The 19,015-nt window shown below is 41.3% G+C and carries 14 protein-coding genes; 11 read left to right on the top strand and 3 right to left on the bottom strand.

Going from position 1 to position 19,015, the window contains the following annotated elements:
* Positions 1-97 precede the first annotated feature (97 nt).
* On the bottom strand, positions 98-1,285 hold the full coding sequence (locus ACO05G_RS17840) for a VOC family protein (RefSeq protein WP_421763965.1): 1,188 nt from the start codon (positions 1,283-1,285) through the stop codon (positions 98-100).
* Between the two features lie 38 nt (positions 1,286-1,323).
* A complete protein-coding gene (locus ACO05G_RS17835) occupies positions 1,324-1,971 on the bottom strand; it encodes a DUF6090 family protein (protein ID WP_421763964.1) in 648 nt (215 codons plus the stop codon).
* A gap of 161 nt (positions 1,972-2,132) precedes the next feature.
* On the opposite strand from ACO05G_RS17835, the gene ACO05G_RS17830 reads away from it, so the two are divergent.
* The 9 genes from ACO05G_RS17830 (at position 2,133) to ACO05G_RS17790 (ending at position 13,931) form a co-directional block, all read left to right on the top strand.
* A complete protein-coding gene (locus ACO05G_RS17830) occupies positions 2,133-3,857 on the top strand; it encodes a hypothetical protein (protein WP_421763963.1) in 1,725 nt (574 codons plus the stop codon).
* Positions 3,854-4,225 carry a hypothetical protein gene (locus tag ACO05G_RS17825; protein WP_421763962.1) on the top strand — a complete coding sequence of 124 codons (372 nt, stop codon included), beginning with the start codon at positions 3,854-3,856 and terminating at the stop codon, positions 4,223-4,225. Before ACO05G_RS17830 ends, ACO05G_RS17825 begins: the two co-directional genes overlap by 4 nt.
* Positions 4,226-4,319: 94 nt before the next feature.
* Positions 4,320-4,916, top strand: a complete 597-nt coding sequence (locus ACO05G_RS17820) for a hypothetical protein (RefSeq protein ID WP_348283280.1) — start codon at positions 4,320-4,322, stop codon at positions 4,914-4,916.
* Between the two features lie 71 nt (positions 4,917-4,987).
* Entirely contained in the window at positions 4,988-6,844 is a 1,857-nt protein-coding gene (locus tag ACO05G_RS17815; RefSeq protein ID WP_421763961.1) for an ion channel, read from the top strand.
* Between the two features lie 196 nt (positions 6,845-7,040).
* Positions 7,041-8,870, top strand: coding sequence for a potassium channel family protein (locus tag ACO05G_RS17810; protein WP_421763960.1), 1,830 nt, complete (start codon positions 7,041-7,043; stop codon positions 8,868-8,870).
* A 141-nt stretch (positions 8,871-9,011) separates the two neighbouring features.
* Positions 9,012-10,856 carry an ion channel gene (locus tag ACO05G_RS17805; RefSeq protein WP_421763959.1) on the top strand — a complete coding sequence of 615 codons (1,845 nt, stop codon included), beginning with the start codon at positions 9,012-9,014 and terminating at the stop codon, positions 10,854-10,856.
* A 366-nt stretch (positions 10,857-11,222) separates the two neighbouring features.
* Positions 11,223-11,525, top strand: a complete 303-nt coding sequence (locus tag ACO05G_RS17800; RefSeq protein ID WP_421763958.1) for a GIY-YIG nuclease family protein — start codon at positions 11,223-11,225, stop codon at positions 11,523-11,525.
* A gap of 189 nt (positions 11,526-11,714) precedes the next feature.
* A complete protein-coding gene (locus tag ACO05G_RS17795) occupies positions 11,715-12,572 on the top strand; it encodes a hypothetical protein (protein ID WP_421763957.1) in 858 nt (285 codons plus the stop codon).
* A gap of 12 nt (positions 12,573-12,584) precedes the next feature.
* Positions 12,585-13,931, top strand: coding sequence for a S1 family peptidase (locus ACO05G_RS17790; protein WP_421763956.1), 1,347 nt, complete (start codon positions 12,585-12,587; stop codon positions 13,929-13,931).
* Between the two features lie 78 nt (positions 13,932-14,009).
* On the opposite strand, the gene ACO05G_RS17785 is transcribed toward ACO05G_RS17790, so the two are convergent.
* The gene (locus tag ACO05G_RS17785; RefSeq protein ID WP_421763955.1) at positions 14,010-17,306 is read right to left on the bottom strand and encodes a WD40/YVTN/BNR-like repeat-containing protein; all 3,297 of its coding nucleotides are present in this window, start codon (positions 17,304-17,306) and stop codon (positions 14,010-14,012) included.
* A 207-nt stretch (positions 17,307-17,513) separates the two neighbouring features.
* On the opposite strand from ACO05G_RS17785, the gene ACO05G_RS17780 reads away from it, so the two are divergent.
* Together ACO05G_RS17780 and ACO05G_RS17775 are read left to right on the top strand one after the other, a co-directional pair.
* Complete coding sequence (locus tag ACO05G_RS17780) at positions 17,514-18,248, top strand: DUF6090 family protein (protein ID WP_421763954.1); 735 nt, start codon at positions 17,514-17,516, stop codon at positions 18,246-18,248.
* On the top strand, positions 18,245-18,973 hold the full coding sequence (locus tag ACO05G_RS17775) for a hypothetical protein (RefSeq protein ID WP_421763953.1): 729 nt from the start codon (positions 18,245-18,247) through the stop codon (positions 18,971-18,973). Before ACO05G_RS17780 ends, ACO05G_RS17775 begins: the two co-directional genes overlap by 4 nt.
* Positions 18,974-19,015 lie beyond the last annotated feature (42 nt).

Genomic DNA, 19,015 nt, shown 5'->3' with positions numbered 1-19,015 from the left:
ACATTGAAGTTTTTCATCACTTATTCGCGCCATTAAAGTGATTTTCTTAAACAATTAGGCCTGTTTCACACTGTGATTTTTGAAAATAAGTTGCTATTTACCGGAGCAGGTATCGATATTTCTCAGGGCCGATCAACCCATTCATTTCTTCAGACCAATATATGCTTTTAGCAAAGTATCCGTTCATTGCCGAATCAGAAACGCTCCATTCAATCTCCACAGCCTTCGAATCGGCAAAGTCCATCATGCCTCTACGCTCATCCACCAATCCGATGAATCCTGTTGGCGAGGTTCTATAAATCTTGGTCCATCCCTGATCTGCGACGAGTTGAAACCCTAAAACCTCCTCATAAAATCGCTGCATCCCGAGTAGATCATTGTGGTATGTCCATGTAATAGAACCGTAAAAATTTAGGTTTTCAATATCGGTTTGAATTCTCGGAGCTTTCTCCAGATATGCCATAAAGAGTTCATTTTCCGGATGCTGTTTGAATTGTTCGAATTCCAATAAATAACCCCCAGGATCAATGGCAACAAATCCATCATGCGGTCCTCCTTCGCGAGGCTTATAGGTGTACTTGATAGGAACGCCCTGTTCCTGAATGTAGCTATACCATTCTGGTAACTGGTCTGTTAAAAAAGCAATAGCGGTTGACTTTGCCTGACCTCTTGGATGGTCCTGATCCATTGCATGGAGTTGGAGAATAGCATCCTCACTAATCATAAACCGATTCGAATCTGTAGATTGTAAACCCAACACTTCCTGATAGAAGTTCTTCGCTTCATCTATATTTTCATAATAAAGATGAGTGACCTGCCGCTCCACACCGAAACTATCCAATGTTCGAAAGTCTGTATTCTTCATTAATAGTTCGTTGATTCCCTGAGGACTATAGCCTAGCAATCGACCGAATCTTCTTGCCGCTTCGATAGGATCAATTTTCTCAAGGTCTGCTTTGAGTTGCTCATATTGTACAAATCGAGGTTCCCGATAAATGATCGCTACTTCCTTCCCTTTGGTAACTCCAACTGGGAATAGGGGAGTAACTGGAAAATTGGACTCACGATATATTTTTACTTCATATTGGGTAGCAATCTTTAGGTAATCATCCCAGTTTGCATCCATTGCATCACTCCTTTGTGGTGCACTTAATGCTATCGGTTTGGCATCATTTGCGACCATTTCACAGAAAACTTCAAAATCTGATAATTCTGTATTTTCTTCCGGATCGCAGGAAAAAAATAATGCTGATAGGAAAATAATGGCTAGATAAAATTTACGCATTTGGTAAATATATCATTGCTCACTCAAGACTTCAACTATCAAAGTTCTTCACTAATTAGCGAATCTAATTTGATGACCTTTCGCAAGGCACTCCGATAAAAATTGACGTGTCCATTCACATCATTGGCTGAATACGCAAAATAATTTTTGATAAGGATATCCTTCTCTAATGGTTTAATGGGTTGATAAGTGATGTAATCGACCAGTTGAACATAATGTGGAAAATAGTTGTCATCCAAGGCTTGTAAATGATTGTCTTGAAATTCTTCAATGGTTTCGTATCGATGATAGAGTGAAACCAGCTGACGTTTCAATTCCAGATTGCTAATGAGTTTAAAGTCCCCACTATTAATCATTGATTGATACGTGATGTCATTTGGTTCAAAGAAATAGTAGTTACCTACCTGCTGAGAGTAGATAAAAATGGAATCCCTATTGACAGGAACTTGGCCATATAGGCCCATGGCCCGGACCATTAAGTTTACCTTTCGTTCATTCAATTTTATACTATTAGCTAACAATACACTATCCTGTTTCAAATCAGACAGTAACTCTGTATAGTAATTCTTGAGTGTCTGGTTTTCCTTGATGGATTCTGCTCTTGTATTTAACCAGAAGGCAATGGTGACACCAACGATGACAATTACAAGTTCGATTAAATAACGGAGGACAGATTTTTTTTCCATGGGCGTGGTGCTTTCTATGATCAAAAAGTGATAGCCATTTGTAATAGGAGATTGCCAACAGCTTAAGAAGGTTGCACGGGGCGTTTATTTTGTCTTTTCAAGGCATTAGGTGCTTCAGTTTTTCTGAATCTCAGTAACTTATCCTTTTAAAAACCTGACCTATGAAATACCTAACCATTTTGGCAATGGCCATCTGCTGCTATGCTTGTCAGCCATCCCAGCCATCCATCACTTTTGACGTGTCAATCGATACGAAACTCAATGAGTCAGCAAAAGATGGGAGATTACTCTTGCTTCTCTCTACTGACGATTCGGCTGAACCTCGATTTCAAATCAACGATGGACCTAATACCCAAATCGTATATGGCCAAAACGTGGAAGGCATGTCGTCGGATCAATCTGTCTCATTTGATGGATTACAGTTTGGATATCCGGTTCAAAGTCTCGACGATTTGAAGCCCGGAGAATACTGGGTGCAGGCCTTACTTCACACCTATGAGACATTCAACCTTTCCTCCGGTCATACGGTAAAACTGCCAATGGATAACGGGGAAGGCCAGCAGTGGAATCGTTCACCCGGAAATCTGTACAGCACGCCCATCAAGGTAACGATAGAAGAAGGAACCTCTCAAAACTTTGCCATCGTAATGGATCAGGTCATTCCTCCCATCGACGAACCTGCCGATACCGAATGGATCAAACACATCAAAATAAAAAGTGACCTCCTCAGTGAGTTTTGGGGGCGAGACATGTATTTGGGTGCTCATGTGTTATTACCAAAAGGATTTGAAGAACACCCGGAAGCAAATTACCCACTAATGATCTTTCATGGTCATTATCCATCAGATTTTGGAGGGTTCCGAACCACGCCTCCGGATCCCACATTAGAACCTGATTACTCGGCTCGTTTCAATGTTTCGGGATATAACATCATTCAGCAACAAGAAGCCTACAATCAATACTTGCAATGGATCAGCGATAATTTTCCGCGATTCATCATCATAGAAATACAGCATCCGACTCCCTATTACGATGATTCCTATGCGGTAAATTCTGCCAGCCAGGGACCTTACGGAGATGCCATTACCTACGAACTGATTCCACATATCGAAGAGCAGTTTAGGGGAATAGGAGAAGGCTGGGCTCGCTTCCTATATGGAGGATCAACCGGAGGTTGGGAAGCGCTGGCGGTACAGGTCATGTATCCTGAGGAATACAACGGCTGCTTTGCTGCGTGCCCGGATCCCATTGATTTTCGTGCATACTGCCTGGTCGATTTATATGAGTATGACAATGCATACTACTATGAAAGCGAACATAAGCAAGTTCCGATTCCTGCCCATCGGGATTACCTGGGTGCAGTGAATTCCTACATGGAAGACTCCAATCACAAAGAGCTTGCGCTTGGGGATAAATCTCGTTCGGGACAGCAATTTGATATTTGGGAGGCTACTTATTCCCCTCAAGGAGAGGACGGATATCCGGTTCGCATCTGGGATAAGAAGACCGGGAAGATCAATAAAGAAGTGGCCGAATACTGGAAGGAAAATTACGACCTGCGATATATCCTGGAAAGAGACTGGGATGAGTTGGGTCCTAAGTTGCAAGGCAAGATCAACATCTATTGCGGCGATATGGATAATTATTACCTGAATAATGCGGTCTACCTGATGGAGGAATTTCTGGAAGGCACCACAGACCCCTACTATGACGGGGAGGTAGATTATGGTGACCGTGCAGAGCATTGCTGGAATGGTGATCAGGAAAATGGCAATCATATATCTAGATTGAGATACAATACCATGTACGTAGATAAAATTCTGAAACGCATTGAGGAAAGTGCTCCTAAAGGTGCGGATCTTACCAGCTGGAGGTACAAAGAATGAGAACAGGCTCCCTGATAGTGATTTTTGGACTTCTTTTCGGTTGTACAAATAATCAAGAATCAAAGCTTCCTGATCCATTGGAAGCCGGGTGGAATAATGAAGCCGTATGTGAAGTACTGGAAGACAATGAACAAGTTCGGGTGCTTCAATGCACCTTTCCTCCGGGTGTGGGACACCAACGCCATTACCATGCTGCCCATTTTGGATATACGGTTACCGGAAGCGCATTCAGAATAAAGGATACTACAGGAATTAGAGAAGTCAATGTGCCTACCGGTTACTCATTTTATAACGAGAAGATTGAGTGGCATGAAGTGTTGAACATTGGAGCAGACACTGCTGTATTTCTGATCATGGAGCCGAAATAGTTGGCGTTTGGTGAAGAAACATCAATCAGGAATTTCACACAGAATTTCCTAATTAAAAACTGACTAAATTTAACATTACCCCAAAGAAAATTTTATGAAAACTATCATCATTTGTTTAATTGGACTATTAGCTCTCGAATCCAATGGCCAGGATGATAAGTTGGTTGCTGCAGGAGTGCTACCATATACGGTCATTGATGATACGGTTTACTTATTATTAGGCTATGACGAAGACAAGCCGGGATGGACTGATTTTGGTGGCGGAAGGGAGATCGTAGGGAGTTTGAATAATGAGACACGGCTTGAAACACCACAGGAGATTGCGGTCAGAGAATTTTTTGAAGAATGCCGCATGGTGTATGGAAAAGCAGAAATCGATCTCAAATTTAGACCGCAAGCTTATATCACCGCTGTGAATGGAGTGTATCGGAGCTATGTGGTCAATCTTCCTTACAAATCACGAGATGAAATTCGGCAGGCGATGATTCCACTGGATGATAAATTTATCATTTTTAGAGAAAAGAAAGATTTCTATTGGATCAGCCTGGATGAGCTTAAGTCCGTAATTCGCTCCGGGAGTAACCGACTTACCAACTCACCCAATCAGGGCATTATTTACAAGCACTTTTACAACACCTTAAATAGGGTGTTGCAAGATGATCAAATGGACTATTTGTTTGTAAAGGATTGATCAAAAGAATCTTTGCTCAATTGCCCTTCTCCCCGTTTTCCGGTAAATTCAGGAGCCAACCTGATTGCCCAATGAGATTTATCGGTCTGTTCTTGCTTTCTTTTCTCACGCTCAATTGCCTGGCGCAGAAGGAGGAGATTGAGTTCGAAGAATATTCCTACACAGAGTTTTTCCAGATGATCGAAGAGGAGACCGACTCGGTTTTTAGACTTGAAAATGCGATCATAAAATACGGTGACCCCAAAGACTCGCTCTTCTTTTTAACCCAACTTGGAACCGAAAAAAATTTTAACAGAGAAGATACCATCGCTGTTACGAAGGAGGTTCGATTGGAAAATGTACTTTTTAGCAATTCCGTCCCGGATTCACTTAGTAATCCCAGTGAAGGGAAAGGAAGGCTCAGATCAACACTATATCAAATTCGATTCTTAGAAGAAGTATGGCTAAAGAATTGCGACCTGCTATCTGTGGATCGTTGTGTCTTCGATAAATTATTTAATGTGAAATACGATGACAGATATCCAGTTGTCAAAGACCAATGGATTCAATCAGGATTTGCGTCGTGGAACGATATCAAGAATTCGACTTTTTTCGGAGGAGTGGACTATTCTTCTCTAACCAACGAATATATTAACACGAATTGGGGATTAATTTCATGTATTATTCATCCGGCTAAAGATGGTTTAGGAAATAGCTTTTGGTACCGGAAACAATTTAACTTTTGGATTACAGATTGTACGTTTCTAGGAGAAGGACCATTGATCATTCGTGCATTGGAGGGAGATCAACTCAACATTGATAGAAATCAATTTGGAAAGCAACAAGTCTCGATGCAAATAGGAACTGAGGGGCCTATCCAAAGAATTGAAATCAGCCAAAATAACTTCGACAATATTATTCTTATGACCCTTCCCGTCTTGAAGGAGGATGATAACGTCGATTGGGATCAGTTCAGAAATGGAATTATAAATAGGGATGCATATAATTTGTTTTATGATTACCGCACCGTTTACAAGATTGATTCATTGGAAGATTTTATTCATGATGATGATTTTTACTCAACCAAGAACATTGAATACTATTTCAATTCGGCGAGAATCAAAGATGCAAAAGTGAATCGGGATGAGATGAAGTTGTTAGGGAAACTTTACAACCATTATCGTCAACAACATGCCGCCAAATTTGCCAATGGAGTTTTCATAGAAATGAAAGACCTGGAGACGGCCAATCTCGCCTATATCTATCAGGAGAATCCTACTTTCGATTCGTTCTTCCAATGGAAAATCAATCAATTCCTAAAACTGTTTGCTGACTATGGAACGAGACCTTCAAAGGCCATCGTCTTTGCCGTATACGTCATTGCCTTCTTCGCATTGATTTACCTCTTCTTCCCAAATTCCTGGGATGCGCATGGCCGTACCCGCATTATGGATCGGTATCGCTTCTTTTTGAAATACCTGAACCGAAACGAAGGAGCCAGTGAAGTATATCAGGAGGAAAAGGAAAAAGAACTACTTCCCTTTCATGAGTTTCGGGAAGTGCTAGAGAGAGAAGGCAAGACAGCTCCCAAATTCTTTTATGCCACGGCACTTCCGCTGTATAAATGGTCGGTCTCGGGCTCCAGACTCTCTGGGTGGTTTCTCTCCAAGATCGATGTGCTTAATGGCAAGTGGAGTGACGTGCCGGAGAAAGGTCGGGTCTTTAAATCAGCACTGGTTATCGGTGCATTCATTATCGCCTTGCTCTACGACCTCTTCATCAAAGTCCTCAATGCCATCATGCTCTCGATCAACACCTTCACCACCCTTGGATTCGGCGAAATTCCAATCAAGGGACTGCCCAGATATCTAGCGATTGTTCAAGGGTTTATCGGGTGGTTTATGTTGACGATATTTAGTGTGAGTTTGATCAGTCAGCTTTTAAACTAGGGCGTCCTTCACTTCTTACTCGTCATTCCTGATGAAGCGCAGCGCAGTTCAGGAATCTCTTGAAATTAATACAGATATGATTCATGAGATTCCGGTATTCCTTCGCTACTCTACGGAAACCGGAATGACGTCTAAAGTTTGTTAATTGCCCTTCTCCCCGTTTTCCGGTAAATTCAGGAACCAACCGAATCCCCCAATGAGATTTTCCGGTCTGCTCTTGCTTTTTTTTCTCGCTCATAATTGCCTTTCGCAAACGGAGGAGATTGAGTTCAAAGAATATTCCTACTCTGAGTTTTTCCAGATGATCGAAGCTGAAGAGGACAGCATCTTCACTTTGAAAAACGCTGCGATCGTTTTTGATAGCCTCACGGATAAGGCCTATGCCAAAACCAGTGCTCACGTCCATGATAGTGTTTATATCAGAAAAGACACCATCCAGATTAATAAGGAATTACACTTTGAGAACGTCTTTTTTTATAGAGTGAGCGGGAGTTTTGATAATACAGAAACATTCTACTACATCGTATTCAATAAAGAAGTGCGCTTAAAGAATTCATTTGCCTTTTTTGAATCTTGCACCTTTAATCAAGCGGTTAAAGTTGAATTCGATCAAGGACTTGAGGAAGTGTATCACTCGTATTTGGGACGTGTGTGGTATCTCTCAATTACGTTTACTAAGTGTGTATTTAATAAGGGGCACCTCTTAAGAACTTCCTATGATCGAAATCAAAATGACATAATCCCAGCTCAATTTATCATAATGGAGTCCACTATTTATCCAATAGATCAATCTCTTTCGCAAAACGCCTACTGGGTTGGATCACTTTTAAATTTTTGGGTTTCTAATTGTGATTTTGAGGGAGATGGTCAAGTTCGCATTCTTGCACCTGGAGGTTCAATGTTCGAACTTGATGGCAATGATTTCGGCAAGAATCGGCTAGACATAGTAATTGGATCTGACCTTCCTTTTCAGGCTTTAATCATGGAAGGAAATACAATTAACCATCCGGTTCGGTTACGTCTTTCAGAAATAAAACAGGAGAATAGCATCGCATGGCCACAGCTAAGTGCTGGCCTAATTAGCCATAGTCCATACCGCGATTATCTGAGAAGTTTAGGGGCTGTAAGTCGAGAACAATTGGATCATCTTGGAAATATTGATTCTGTAATGACCAACTACCTGGAAGATTATCGACATCAAAATACTCAGGCATTCAAAGCGGAAACCAAATTACTTGGGAAGCTTCATGCACTATACAAGAGCCAGCACGATACAGAATTTGCCAATGCAGCCTTCCTCGAACTGAAGGATTTGGAAACCCAACGACTCGGTTATTTATATCAGCAAGACCAAAGTTTCAGGACGTACTTCAAATGGAAGGTCAATCAGTTTCTAAGGCTGTTTTCAGACTATGGTACAGAGCCGTCAAAAGCCATTGTTTTTGCAGTCTATGTCATCGCATTCTTCGCAGCGATCTACCTGTTCTTCCCCAATAGCTGGGACAGTCATGGTAAAAATAGAATCCTTCATCGTTTTGGTTTTTTCCTGAAATACGTAGACAGCAAAGCTGGCATGCATGAAGTATATATGGAGGATAAGAAAGGCGACCTACTGGTTTATGAAGACTTCAAAAAACTCCTTCATGAAAAGGGTCAACGGGTTCCCCGATTTTTCATAACTGCGGGTTTTCCGCTATATAGATGGGCGGTTTCTGGAAGCAAAATCTCATCCTGGTTTTTAAGCAGAGTGGATGTATTAAAAGGAACCTGGGATGAGACACCCACATCCAAAAAATGGCTGAAGTACGTTTTGGTGTTCGGCGCTTTCATCATCGCCCTGCTCTACGACCTGTTCATCAAAGTCCTAAACGCCATGATGCTTTCCATCAACACCTTCACCACGCTCGGTTTTGGAGAGATCCCGATCAAAGGCTTGCCTAGGTATCTGGCGATTATTCAAGGGTTTATCGGGTGGTTTATGTTGACCATATTTAGTGTGAGTTTGATTAGTCAACTGCTTAACTAGAACCCACCCCCAGCCCCTCCAAGGAGGCGAGTCTTGAAATTGAAAGAGAATCTAATCCCCTCCCTGGAGGGGAGAAAGGGGTGGGTGATGAATTGCCCTTCTCCCCGTTTTCCGGTAAATTCAGGAGCTAACCTAACCCTCATGCGCCTGATTATCATGCTAATTACGGTATTTACTGCTTCTTGTATATATGCCCAAGAGGAAGAAATCAAATACACTGAGTACAGCTTCACAGAGTTTTTTCAAATGATTGAGGATGAACAGGACTCTGTATTTAGACTTAAGAATGCCATAATCAAGCATAAATCTGAAGATGATTCAGTGTATACTTTCGACTATGAAGTCGGAGATAATGGTGAATATTCATACCGATTTCATAGAGCGGACACACTCCATATAACTAAAGCTCTATTTCTGGATAATGTCCATTTTGCTAAATTGGATTATAAGAGTTTTGGGAAAAAGTATACCGCTATTTACAAAGTAGTTTTTCATCAACTAGTCATGGTAACCAATCCATATCAGGGCTTAATAGCCAATTGTCTATTCAAGGATTATGTTGCATTTCGAGTCTCAGAAGAATCAGTTATCAACACACTTTTCCCCAGCGAAGCACCCTCTTACGATATTGTTTCAAGTGAATTTGAATCAAGTTTGGAGTATTTAGCTTCCTTAAACAACGAGGAAATCAAAAGAAAAAATGGCTTCAAACTATACAATTCCACTGTGTATATGGCAAACGAAAAATATGGTGGAGGCAGTCTATTTTTCAATAACCAGACAATAGTTGAAATCATCAACAATACCTTCTTCGGAAACAGTCTCTTTCCCTTGGGTATAAGGAACACCTTAACGCTATCCATTACTGATAATCAGTTTGATGAATTAATAGTTCTAGCCAACATAAATCCCTCCGAGAGCACATATATGTATGAGGTAACTGGCAATAACTTCCCAAAGCCTATTTTAATTGACGTTGACCTTGACTCGGATAAATTAATTATTGATTGGGATCAGTTTGAAAGTGGATTAATATCACAAAAACCCTTCAATTCAAAATATAGACCAACCCTTAATGTACCGAATGAAAGGAATGATCTACTTCGGTTTTATGAGCACGACTCCATAAATGAGAATTACCTGCAATATTTTCGAATTGAGAATGAGGAGGTATTCAAAGAAGAGAAGAAGCTGCTTGGTAATTTTCATGATTATTACAAAAGCATACATGATACCAAATTTGCGAATTCGGCATATGTCGCGATGAAGGATTTGGAGACAGAAAGGCTTGCTTTTGAATATAAACAAGAACTTTCATTCGACTCTTTCTTTACCTGGAAAGTCAATCAATTTCTCAAAACATTTTCTAATTATGGTACAAAGCCAGCAAAGGCGATAATTTTTTCTGTTTACGTAATTCTGGCCTTTGCATTTATCTATCTGTTTTTCCCAAATCACTGGGACAGTCACGGACGCTTCCGTATCATGAATCGATTGCGATTTTTTCTAAAGTACTCCAAGCAGGAAGATGGTGTGAAGGAGGTCTATCTGGAAGAGAAAAAAGAAGAGCTTGTGCCCTTTGAAGAATTCAAAGCGTACTTCGAGAAACATGGGAAAAAAGCACCAGGATTCTTTTATGCCGTAGCTCTGCCACTGTATAAATGGTCAGTGTCCGGAACCCGTTTGGTCTCTGGGTTCCTTGGCAAAGTAGATGTTTTGAAGGGCACTTGGGAAAATACACCAAATTCTCAGCGCTGGATGAAATCGACCTTAGTGATCGGAGCGTTTCTGTTCGCATTTTTATACGACCTCTTCATCAAAGTCCTTAACGCGGTGATGCTTTCTATCAACACCTTCACGACCCTTGGTTTCGGAGAAATCCCGATTAAAGGATTGCCCAGATATCTGGCAATTATTCAAGGGTTTATAGGGTGGTTTATGTTGACGATATTTTCGGTTTCTCTAATCTCACAGCTGTTAAACTGAGACGTCATTCCTTTCTTACCCGTCATTCCTGATGAAGCGCAGCGGAGTTCAGGAATCTCATGAAATTAATACAGATATGATTCATGAGATTCCGGTATTCCTTCGCTACTCTACGGAAACCGGAATGACGTTCAAAGTTTAGCAATTGCCCTTCTCCCCGTTTTCCGGTAAATTCAGGAGCTAACCTGACGCTTATGCGACTTTACATCGTCATATTATCTATTGTCACTAGCACCTGCTTATTCGCACAGGAGGAAGAATTGGCTTTCGATTTAGTGTGTTGTTGATTAGTCAGTCGTTGAACTAGCCCGTCATTCCTGATGCAGCGCCAGCGGAGTTCAGGAATCTCAATAATTTTGGTCACTAATGTCAAAAGGTGGATATATCTACATCATCACAAATAAGAACCGAACGGTTCTTTACACTGGCGTGACCAGTCATCTTCAGTCAAGAATATATCAACACAAACAAGGCGAGGGTTCCTCTTTTGCGAATAAGTACAACTGCGAAGATTTAATTTATTATGAATTTTTTGAGGACATTGAAACTGCGATTGCTCGAGAAAAGCAAATCAAGAAATGGAAGAGAGCATACAAGGAGAATGTAATAAATGAAAGGAATCCAGAATGGAAGGATCTATATGATGATGTTCAGGATTACAATAGATGAGATTCCTGCATGCGCAGGAATGACAGCTAAAGTTTGTTAATTGCCATTATCCTCGTTTTCCATTTGATTCAGGTATGACAGCCACAGCATCAATGCTCAACGCCTGCACCCTAGTGAAACCTATCATTTAGTTACCTATGATGTATTAGATAAAAAATCTATTATCTTTCAAAACCAACCTATCACAAAATGCAAAATAAAAGACTGCTACGCAATCAAGTGTTTGCCGGCATTGGCCTTGGCTTATTAATTGGAATAATTGCCGGATTATCCGTTTCGCCTGTTGTCAAAACCATACTAGGCACATTAGCTGCACTACTAGGGGCATTTTTAGGGCTTCAGGGAAGTCTGTTTAAAAAGGGGGAAACATCAACTGACGACCTCTTAGCGATGAGTCTCCGAACCGGAAGTTTCGGTGTTGCCTGTGCCCTTGCTATAGTTGGTGGAGTGCTCCTCCGAACACATAATGTGCTCGGCATAAGTATTAAGGCTCAGGTTGATCAGTGGATTGAAGCAGGGTATACCGAAAATGAAGCTAAAAAGTATGTCGTATATGACCGGTTAAAACTCTTGCCGGATGAGACAGGTAACCTCGAAAAAGTAGATAGCAACACGATGAGTTCTGCAAGTGGTTTTTTGTTCTCAAAAGAAGAAATGCAGAACTATTGCATTTCATTGAGTCTTGAAAAATATAATGGAGATACAAAAAACACACTGGATGGATTTCAATTAATGAATCCTACAATTCAGGCTTATGCAAATATTTTATCCAATTATAACGATAAGCCTACAGCACAAAAGCTCATCATGCAGTCAGTAAATGATTTGATTTGTCATTTGGCCAAACCAGACGTCAATTACGAAAATTTTTGCAAAGAATTTGATCAATTAATTATCCCAAGTGACGCAAGTACATCATTGGACAACATGCGAAATTCAGAAATGATAGAGCTTTCCATTATGGCCAATGAAATTCTTAGCTGGACCAACCAAAGCGACCAGTCAGAATTACTCGCTATCATTCAAAAAATTATCTGTTCCACCTAAAACTCACTACCTATGAGAATGCTATTCCTTTCTTTGATTTGCTTTACGCTTCAATCTTCTTTAATCGCACAACCCTCATCTTTTCATCCGTCTGTTATTCAGATTGAAGTTGACGGAACTCCTCGTGGAGTTGGAGTAGTTGTCGGAGGTAAAGACCAAGTTGTGACCGCACTTCATGTTGTCGCTGGACTACCAAATATCAGTGTCTATTCCAAATACTTAGGAAAAGCCGTTGGTGCCGAAATCGTCAAAGTACACAAAGAGTCTGACCTGGCATTACTAGAGTTAAAATCCCCATTAAACCTGCCATATGTTGGTCTCTCCTCACAAACCCCTAGATCAGATTTAAACTACTATATATATGGGTATACTGCAACGCCGGAGATCATTGATTTACCAATGGGTCTGGCCAGTAATTTTTTCAAACTGACCTCCATCATTGCCCCTGGTACTACTCCTTATAATTTATTACTCTCCAATCAATACCCGCAACCACAGGCCACTATTGTAAGGCTTGGTGATCCCATTAAGCATGGCGATTCCGGATCTCCAATACTGGATGCCGACGGAAGATTAATCGCAATCGCAGATGGGGGTCTTAGGCAAGGGGTTCAACGATTGAATTGGGGAATTTCTGCCCAGTACGTAAATAGCCTGTTTAGTTCAAAAGAATCTATTGCGCTAGGTCGATCAAGAGCGCCTTTCCTAAAAAATGCTAGAGCGGAAAATAAGATAATCGGTAATGGCAACCATGATCAAGAGATACATTACATATTCTCAGACTACTTAAAGAATATCTATAAAACTGCATTAAGCAATCATCAAGAAATTATTGATCAATATCGTCAGTATGGCAAAAACGCATCAGGACAAGATATTTTTGAGATCATGGTAGATGTTTACGAAGACTACTACTCAGGAGCAACTTTTGCCATACCGCGAGAAATGCCTTTTGACTATGACCCTGACGATGGGTTTCTTACCGCCTACAGCCCTTCAGAAAATGTCACCTTAGATATCCTTGTTGATCATGACGACTCATTTGAAGGCGCCATAGACAGCAAAGTATATTTCTTTGAAACCATCAAAGAAGATATGACCTGGTATTTAAGAAAAACAGGGAATTACACTTCCAGAGACTATAATTATTATCAGGAAGATTTCAATCTTACACGATTCGACGAGTATCAAGATGAAATCAGTAGTATGATTGGAAAGATATTGGTTGAAGATAATTTTATCATGGCTAGTGCTGTAACTGTTTATGATCTTGAATATGCAAATGACGAAGCTATGGATTGGTATTATACTTATGCAGCAGAAGCTTGCTTAGTATTAAGTGGGTTTGCATTACATTAATCCATTTGACCGTCGAAATACGACCTGGAAATCAAACGAAAAATAGAGCAGCAAGCCGAGGGCCTGCTGCTTTATTATTTAATCTTTGATCTCAATAATTCTTCCTGGTGTCCATGGAGCCTGATTCGCATCCAACTCTGCATTGATGGCCGGCACATCTTCGCTCATAATCTGCTTCAAACTTGCGATAACCGGGTCAAGGTATTTTTCGGCAATCTGCTTCACCTGCTTAGAAGTACCGGTAGGATCACCAAAACTAGAGGTCCCCGTATAGATTGCTGTGTTCACTCGGTTACTGAGTGAAGGGGCCTGATCAATTTCTAATTGCCGCTTGATTGGATCCCCGTACATAGTTATTTGAATCTCCTCGAGCTTTTCTTCCAGCATATCCAGCTTTTCGTTCAGAGAAGAACTGTTCACAACTCGTGCAGCAGCCTGGTAATAGTTCAAGGCCTCCTGTAATTGGTTGTAAGCTCTTCTTGCCCCATTGGCTGATTTCGAGAGCTTCATGAGCTGCTGATGAAAAGCGAGCATAGCTGCAGGATCAGCAGGTGGTATGGTGCGGTTATCCAAGGTTTTCACTTCAAACGTGACTGGTTCCACCAGTTGCGTCACCTCACCATCGATACTTTTCGCCAATTCCACCGAATAAGTACCCGGTAGCACCATAATCCCTGATGGGAGATTCTTTGATGGGTCTGCTAGATTGGTTTGTACCTGATCGATGGCAGGATATTTCAAATCCCAGTGTACGCGGTTAATCCCTTCTGAAGCACCGGTCCTTATTTCATTGACAAATTCACCATTCGCGTCTCTTATCGTAAAGATTAAAAAAGATTTTTCCTCCTCTTTCTCTGCCTTGAGCTGATTATAACTAGGATAGAAAACATTCTCTCCATCTTTTCTTTTCTCACCTTCCTCTTTTTCCCGTTTGTCTTTGAGCGTTGAATACTTTTCTTTCAAATAATAAGTAAAAGCTGCACCGAACGGAGGATTTTCTCCCAGGTAGTAGGTTTCCCCCTGGAACCCCTTTGGTCCTAGCCATGAGATGGTTTTACTTGCTGCAATCGGACTGTAAGGTTCATACTGTAAAGCTTCTGAAACCGGGAAAATATGCGCTTCTTTTCCCAATAACTCATTCGACAAATCACGCAGAGCTGAATAGTCATCCATGATGTAAAAGCCCCGTCCAAAAGTACCAAGTACCAAATCCTTTTCTCTTTTTTGGATATTGATATCGCGAACGGCGATGGTTGGCAATCCTTTAGAAAGCTTCTTCCAGTATTTACCACCATCTAATGTGGCAAAGCATCCAAACTCTGTTCCAACAAATAATAAATTTTGAGCCTCCGGATCCTCAGCGATTGCATAGGTAGAACCCCTTTCAGGAAGGTTAGCATTTATTGAAGTCCAGCTTTGTCCAAGGTTGGTACTTTTCAATAGATACGGCTTAAAATCCCCCCGTTTGTGATTATTGAAAGCAACATAAACGGTGTTCTCATCGTGCGCAGAAGCAATGATTTCGTTCACATAGGTCATATTAGGTACGCCTGGAAAAGAGCTATATCGTGTCCAGTTTTCACCACCATCTGATGAGATATGTACTAATCCATCGTCCGTTCCAGCAAAAAGCAAGTCTTCATCCAAAGGCGATTCGGCAATAGCAACAATATTCCCGAATTCCGTAGTAGATGCATTTTTAGCCACAGCATCCATCGGCCAGATTTTGCCCATCACCTTAAGCTGGTTCCGGTCCATTTGTCTGGTCAGGTCGCCACTTACTTCTTTCCAACTTTGCCCCCGGTCATCGCTTCTATGTAGCCGATCAGAAGCGTAATAAAGTCTTTTGTTATCATGATTACTGATTAGAAGTGGAGCATCCCAGTTCCAGTTGTACGAATAATCTCCATCCGGTGGCTGTGGAACAATGTTCTGCGTCTCTCCGGTTTTTCTATCAAAGCGCGACAGGTTGCCGTATTGCGACTGACTGTAAATAATATCCGGATTTTCAGGATCCACATGTGGCTCAAAACCATCACCTAAGGTCGTCACAAACCAGTTTCGGTTGGTTATGCCTGTGGTCTCCGTTGTTTGAGAAGGGCCTCCGATTGTAAAGTTGTCTTGCGTACCACCGTACACATAGTAAAACGGGTAATCTGTACTAACGCCTAGCTTATAAAACTGTGTCACCGGCAGGTTAGGAAAAAAGCGCCATGTTTTTCCCTGATCCCAGGATTCATACACCCCACCATCATTTCCGTTGAGTAGGTAATTATTGTTATTTGGATCTATCCATAACGCATGATTATCAATGTGCTTGTTTTTCTCTCCCACATTATTAAAGGTTTTCCCCCCATCGTCCGAAACACCGGCAAACGTATTCATCACATACACACGATCCACATCCACCGGATCAGCAATGACTTCCTGATAGTAATTTCCGCTTGAAGAATAGTCACTGCGTCTTTCCCACGATTCTCCCAGGTCAGTAGATCGGTAAAAACCGCCCTTATCTTCTTGTGCCTCAACCACTGCGTAGATCACATCCGGATTGGCGGGAGAGATGTCAAGCCCAATCCTGCCCAGATCCCCACCAGGGAGTCCTTTTGTTATCTTTCTGAAATTCTTTCCTCCGTCCGTTGATTTATAAACAGATGACTCAGGTCCACCGCTGATGTAGGTGAACACATGACGCCTTCTTTGGTGAGCTACTGCATAAATGACGTTGGAGTTTCTTGGATCTAGATGTACCTCATGAATTCCGGTATGTTCGCTGATTTCAAGGATTTTGTCCCAGTTATCGCCACCGTCTGTGGTTTTAAACAGTCCACGATCACCACCTGCACTCCATACCGGTCCGGTTGCTGCTACATACACGACATCTGAATTGGTTGGATCAATGGCAATCATCCCAATGTGCTCCGAATTCTTTAGTCCCTTGTGCTCCCAGCTTTTCCCTCCATCCACACTTTTGTAGATGCCATCCCCATAGGAGACACTTCGCTGATTATTGTTTTCACCTGTTCCAACCCAGATAACATTGTGGTTATTCGGGTCCATTTCTACCACGCCAATGGAGTAGGAGCCCTGGTCGTCAAAGATTGGGTCAAAGCTGAGTCCCCGGTTGGTGGTTTTCCATACTCCGCCTGCCGCTGTGCCTACATAAAATTCACTTGGATTATCAGGGTTGACAGCAAAATCGGCTATTCGTCCAGAGGTAAAAGCCGGTCCGATGGAACGAAATGAAAAACTGTTCCAGGCTACATCATAAACAGGAGGTTTCTTTTCTTCATCTTTTTTCTGAGCATGAACGCTAACAGCTGACAGGGTCAGAATGAATAAAAGAACAGGGTAAAAAATCGATTTTTTTAGCATAGGAATAATTCTGATTGATAGGAATAGAAAGGTAGGGAAAAACTGAGAAAGTGTCAGACCTGCTTACATGAATGGCAAATCACGAACGTCATTTCTGATGGTAGCGATAACCGAGTTCAAGGGAATCTAATTAAATTAGGTCACTAACCGAAAAGAGATTCCGGTATTTCTTCGTTACACTTCGAAAACCGGAATGACGCACCGCCTATGAAACGCATCTTATCCACCCTCTCTCAAAAATGGCCGGAATACCTCCTTGAAATCCTAGTGATTACCATAGGTATTTTGGGGGCCTTTTCCTTGAATAACTGGAACGAGAATAGAAAGACAAGAAAACAAGAAGTAGAACTACTGACCAATCTTAGAAGCGACTTTGAAACACGCATCGAGGAGATAAAAACCATTCAGGAAGTAAGGTCAAACATCCTGCAAGTCATTGATACCCTCTATCTGAGAATTGAAAATAAAGAGTATGAGAATCGGGATAGCGAATTGGATAGTCTATTGAGTTACCTCTATATTTCATATCGTTTCAATAATGAATTTAGTAGTCTGGATATGCTCTTTAGTTCCGGAGGAATCATTAATCTTTCGAATAGTGAGCTCAAAGAAACTTTGATAAAATGGCCATGGCTGGTAGCCGAAATGCTGGAAGAGCAAGACCGAATTGAAAACCAAATGTCACTTACGACAGAAGTTCTTTCTGAGTACGTCCTGGCCAATAATCTCTACAAAAACTGGGCTTTCAGTAAAATTCATGGAAATCTATCAGATGATTACTTTCCGAGTAATTATAAAGGACTTTTTACCGACAGGCGCTTCCTTGATGTGCTGGCACATCGAAAAGCGAACCTTGCTTTTAATGTCAGGGATGGAAAAGCAATCATTGAGCTTGGAAACAAGATTATCAAAAAGATTGAACAAGAAATTTCAAATCAATGAAGCGAATTTTTCAAACCCTCTCACAAAAATGGCCTGAGTACCTGCTGGAAATTCTGGTGATTACCATCGGTATTCTAGGTGCTTTTATGCTAAATAACTGGAATGAAAATAGGAAGCTTGAAAATACTGCAGAAGTACACAAGCAAGTTTTGATTGAGGACATGAAAGCTGATTTGGCTGATTTAAAAGAGTTGAATGACCAAATGGAGGCTAACATTAACTCCTGCATTCGGTTGTTTCGTCAGTTCAAAACACTTGACCCGGTTGATTCGAGCACTAGCAACTACATCGTCTCGCTCATTCTTGAGTACAATTTTGCTCCCAATGAAACAGGGTTCAATGCCCTTGACAATTCCGGCGGTCTCACACTTTTTGAAAATGAATTGCAGCAAAAAATCAGAGAGTATTACTCGCTCACGGAGAAAATCATCGCCAGAGAGAATATTTCCAACAACTTCATACGTGATAAATATGAGCCATTGATTTTTGATAAATACGCATCGCTATGGAGCCAGTCCAATACCTTCAGCTTTTCCAGCGAACAATACAGCGATGACCCTAGGCCTATACCTTCGCTTGACACCAAATCCTTACTCGCAGACCGGCCTCTCGAGACATTAATCATCGCACGTCAATATCAGTCTGACACTCAAAAAAAACTGTATCAGGAGGGCATAGCGTCCATCAACCAAATGCTGGAGCAGCTTGAACAGCATCAATTTTAATACCCACTAAAAAACAGAAAGGAGGAAGAATGTAAAGATTCC

The sequence above is a fragment of the Ekhidna sp. genome, assembly GCF_965227465.1.
Classification (GTDB): Bacteria; Bacteroidota; Bacteroidia; order Cytophagales; family Cyclobacteriaceae; genus Ekhidna.
Note: the sequence above shows the minus strand (reverse complement) of the source record. Positions and strands in the feature narration are given on the sequence as shown.

Bases quoted from the DNA above. Each gene is read 5' to 3' on its own strand.
- ACO05G_RS17840 (WP_421763965.1), bottom strand. From the start codon at position 1,285: ATGCGTAAATTTTATCTAGCCATTATTTTCCTATCAGCATTATTTTTT.
- ACO05G_RS17835 (WP_421763964.1), bottom strand. From the start codon at position 1,971: ATGGAAAAAAAATCTGTCCTCCGTTATTTAATCGAACTTGTAATTGTC.
- ACO05G_RS17830 (WP_421763963.1), top strand. From the start codon at position 2,133: ATGAAATACCTAACCATTTTGGCAATGGCCATCTGCTGCTATGCTTGT.
- ACO05G_RS17825 (WP_421763962.1), top strand. From the start codon at position 3,854: ATGAGAACAGGCTCCCTGATAGTGATTTTTGGACTTCTTTTCGGTTGT.
- ACO05G_RS17820 (WP_348283280.1), top strand. From the start codon at position 4,320: ATGAAAACTATCATCATTTGTTTAATTGGACTATTAGCTCTCGAATCC.
- ACO05G_RS17815 (WP_421763961.1), top strand. From the start codon at position 4,988: ATGAGATTTATCGGTCTGTTCTTGCTTTCTTTTCTCACGCTCAATTGC.
- ACO05G_RS17810 (WP_421763960.1), top strand. From the start codon at position 7,041: ATGAGATTTTCCGGTCTGCTCTTGCTTTTTTTTCTCGCTCATAATTGC.
- ACO05G_RS17805 (WP_421763959.1), top strand. From the start codon at position 9,012: ATGCGCCTGATTATCATGCTAATTACGGTATTTACTGCTTCTTGTATA.
- ACO05G_RS17800 (WP_421763958.1), top strand. From the start codon at position 11,223: ATGTCAAAAGGTGGATATATCTACATCATCACAAATAAGAACCGAACG.
- ACO05G_RS17795 (WP_421763957.1), top strand. From the start codon at position 11,715: ATGCAAAATAAAAGACTGCTACGCAATCAAGTGTTTGCCGGCATTGGC.
- ACO05G_RS17790 (WP_421763956.1), top strand. From the start codon at position 12,585: ATGAGAATGCTATTCCTTTCTTTGATTTGCTTTACGCTTCAATCTTCT.
- ACO05G_RS17785 (WP_421763955.1), bottom strand. From the start codon at position 17,306: ATGCTAAAAAAATCGATTTTTTACCCTGTTCTTTTATTCATTCTGACC.
- ACO05G_RS17780 (WP_421763954.1), top strand. From the start codon at position 17,514: ATGAAACGCATCTTATCCACCCTCTCTCAAAAATGGCCGGAATACCTC.
- ACO05G_RS17775 (WP_421763953.1), top strand. From the start codon at position 18,245: ATGAAGCGAATTTTTCAAACCCTCTCACAAAAATGGCCTGAGTACCTG.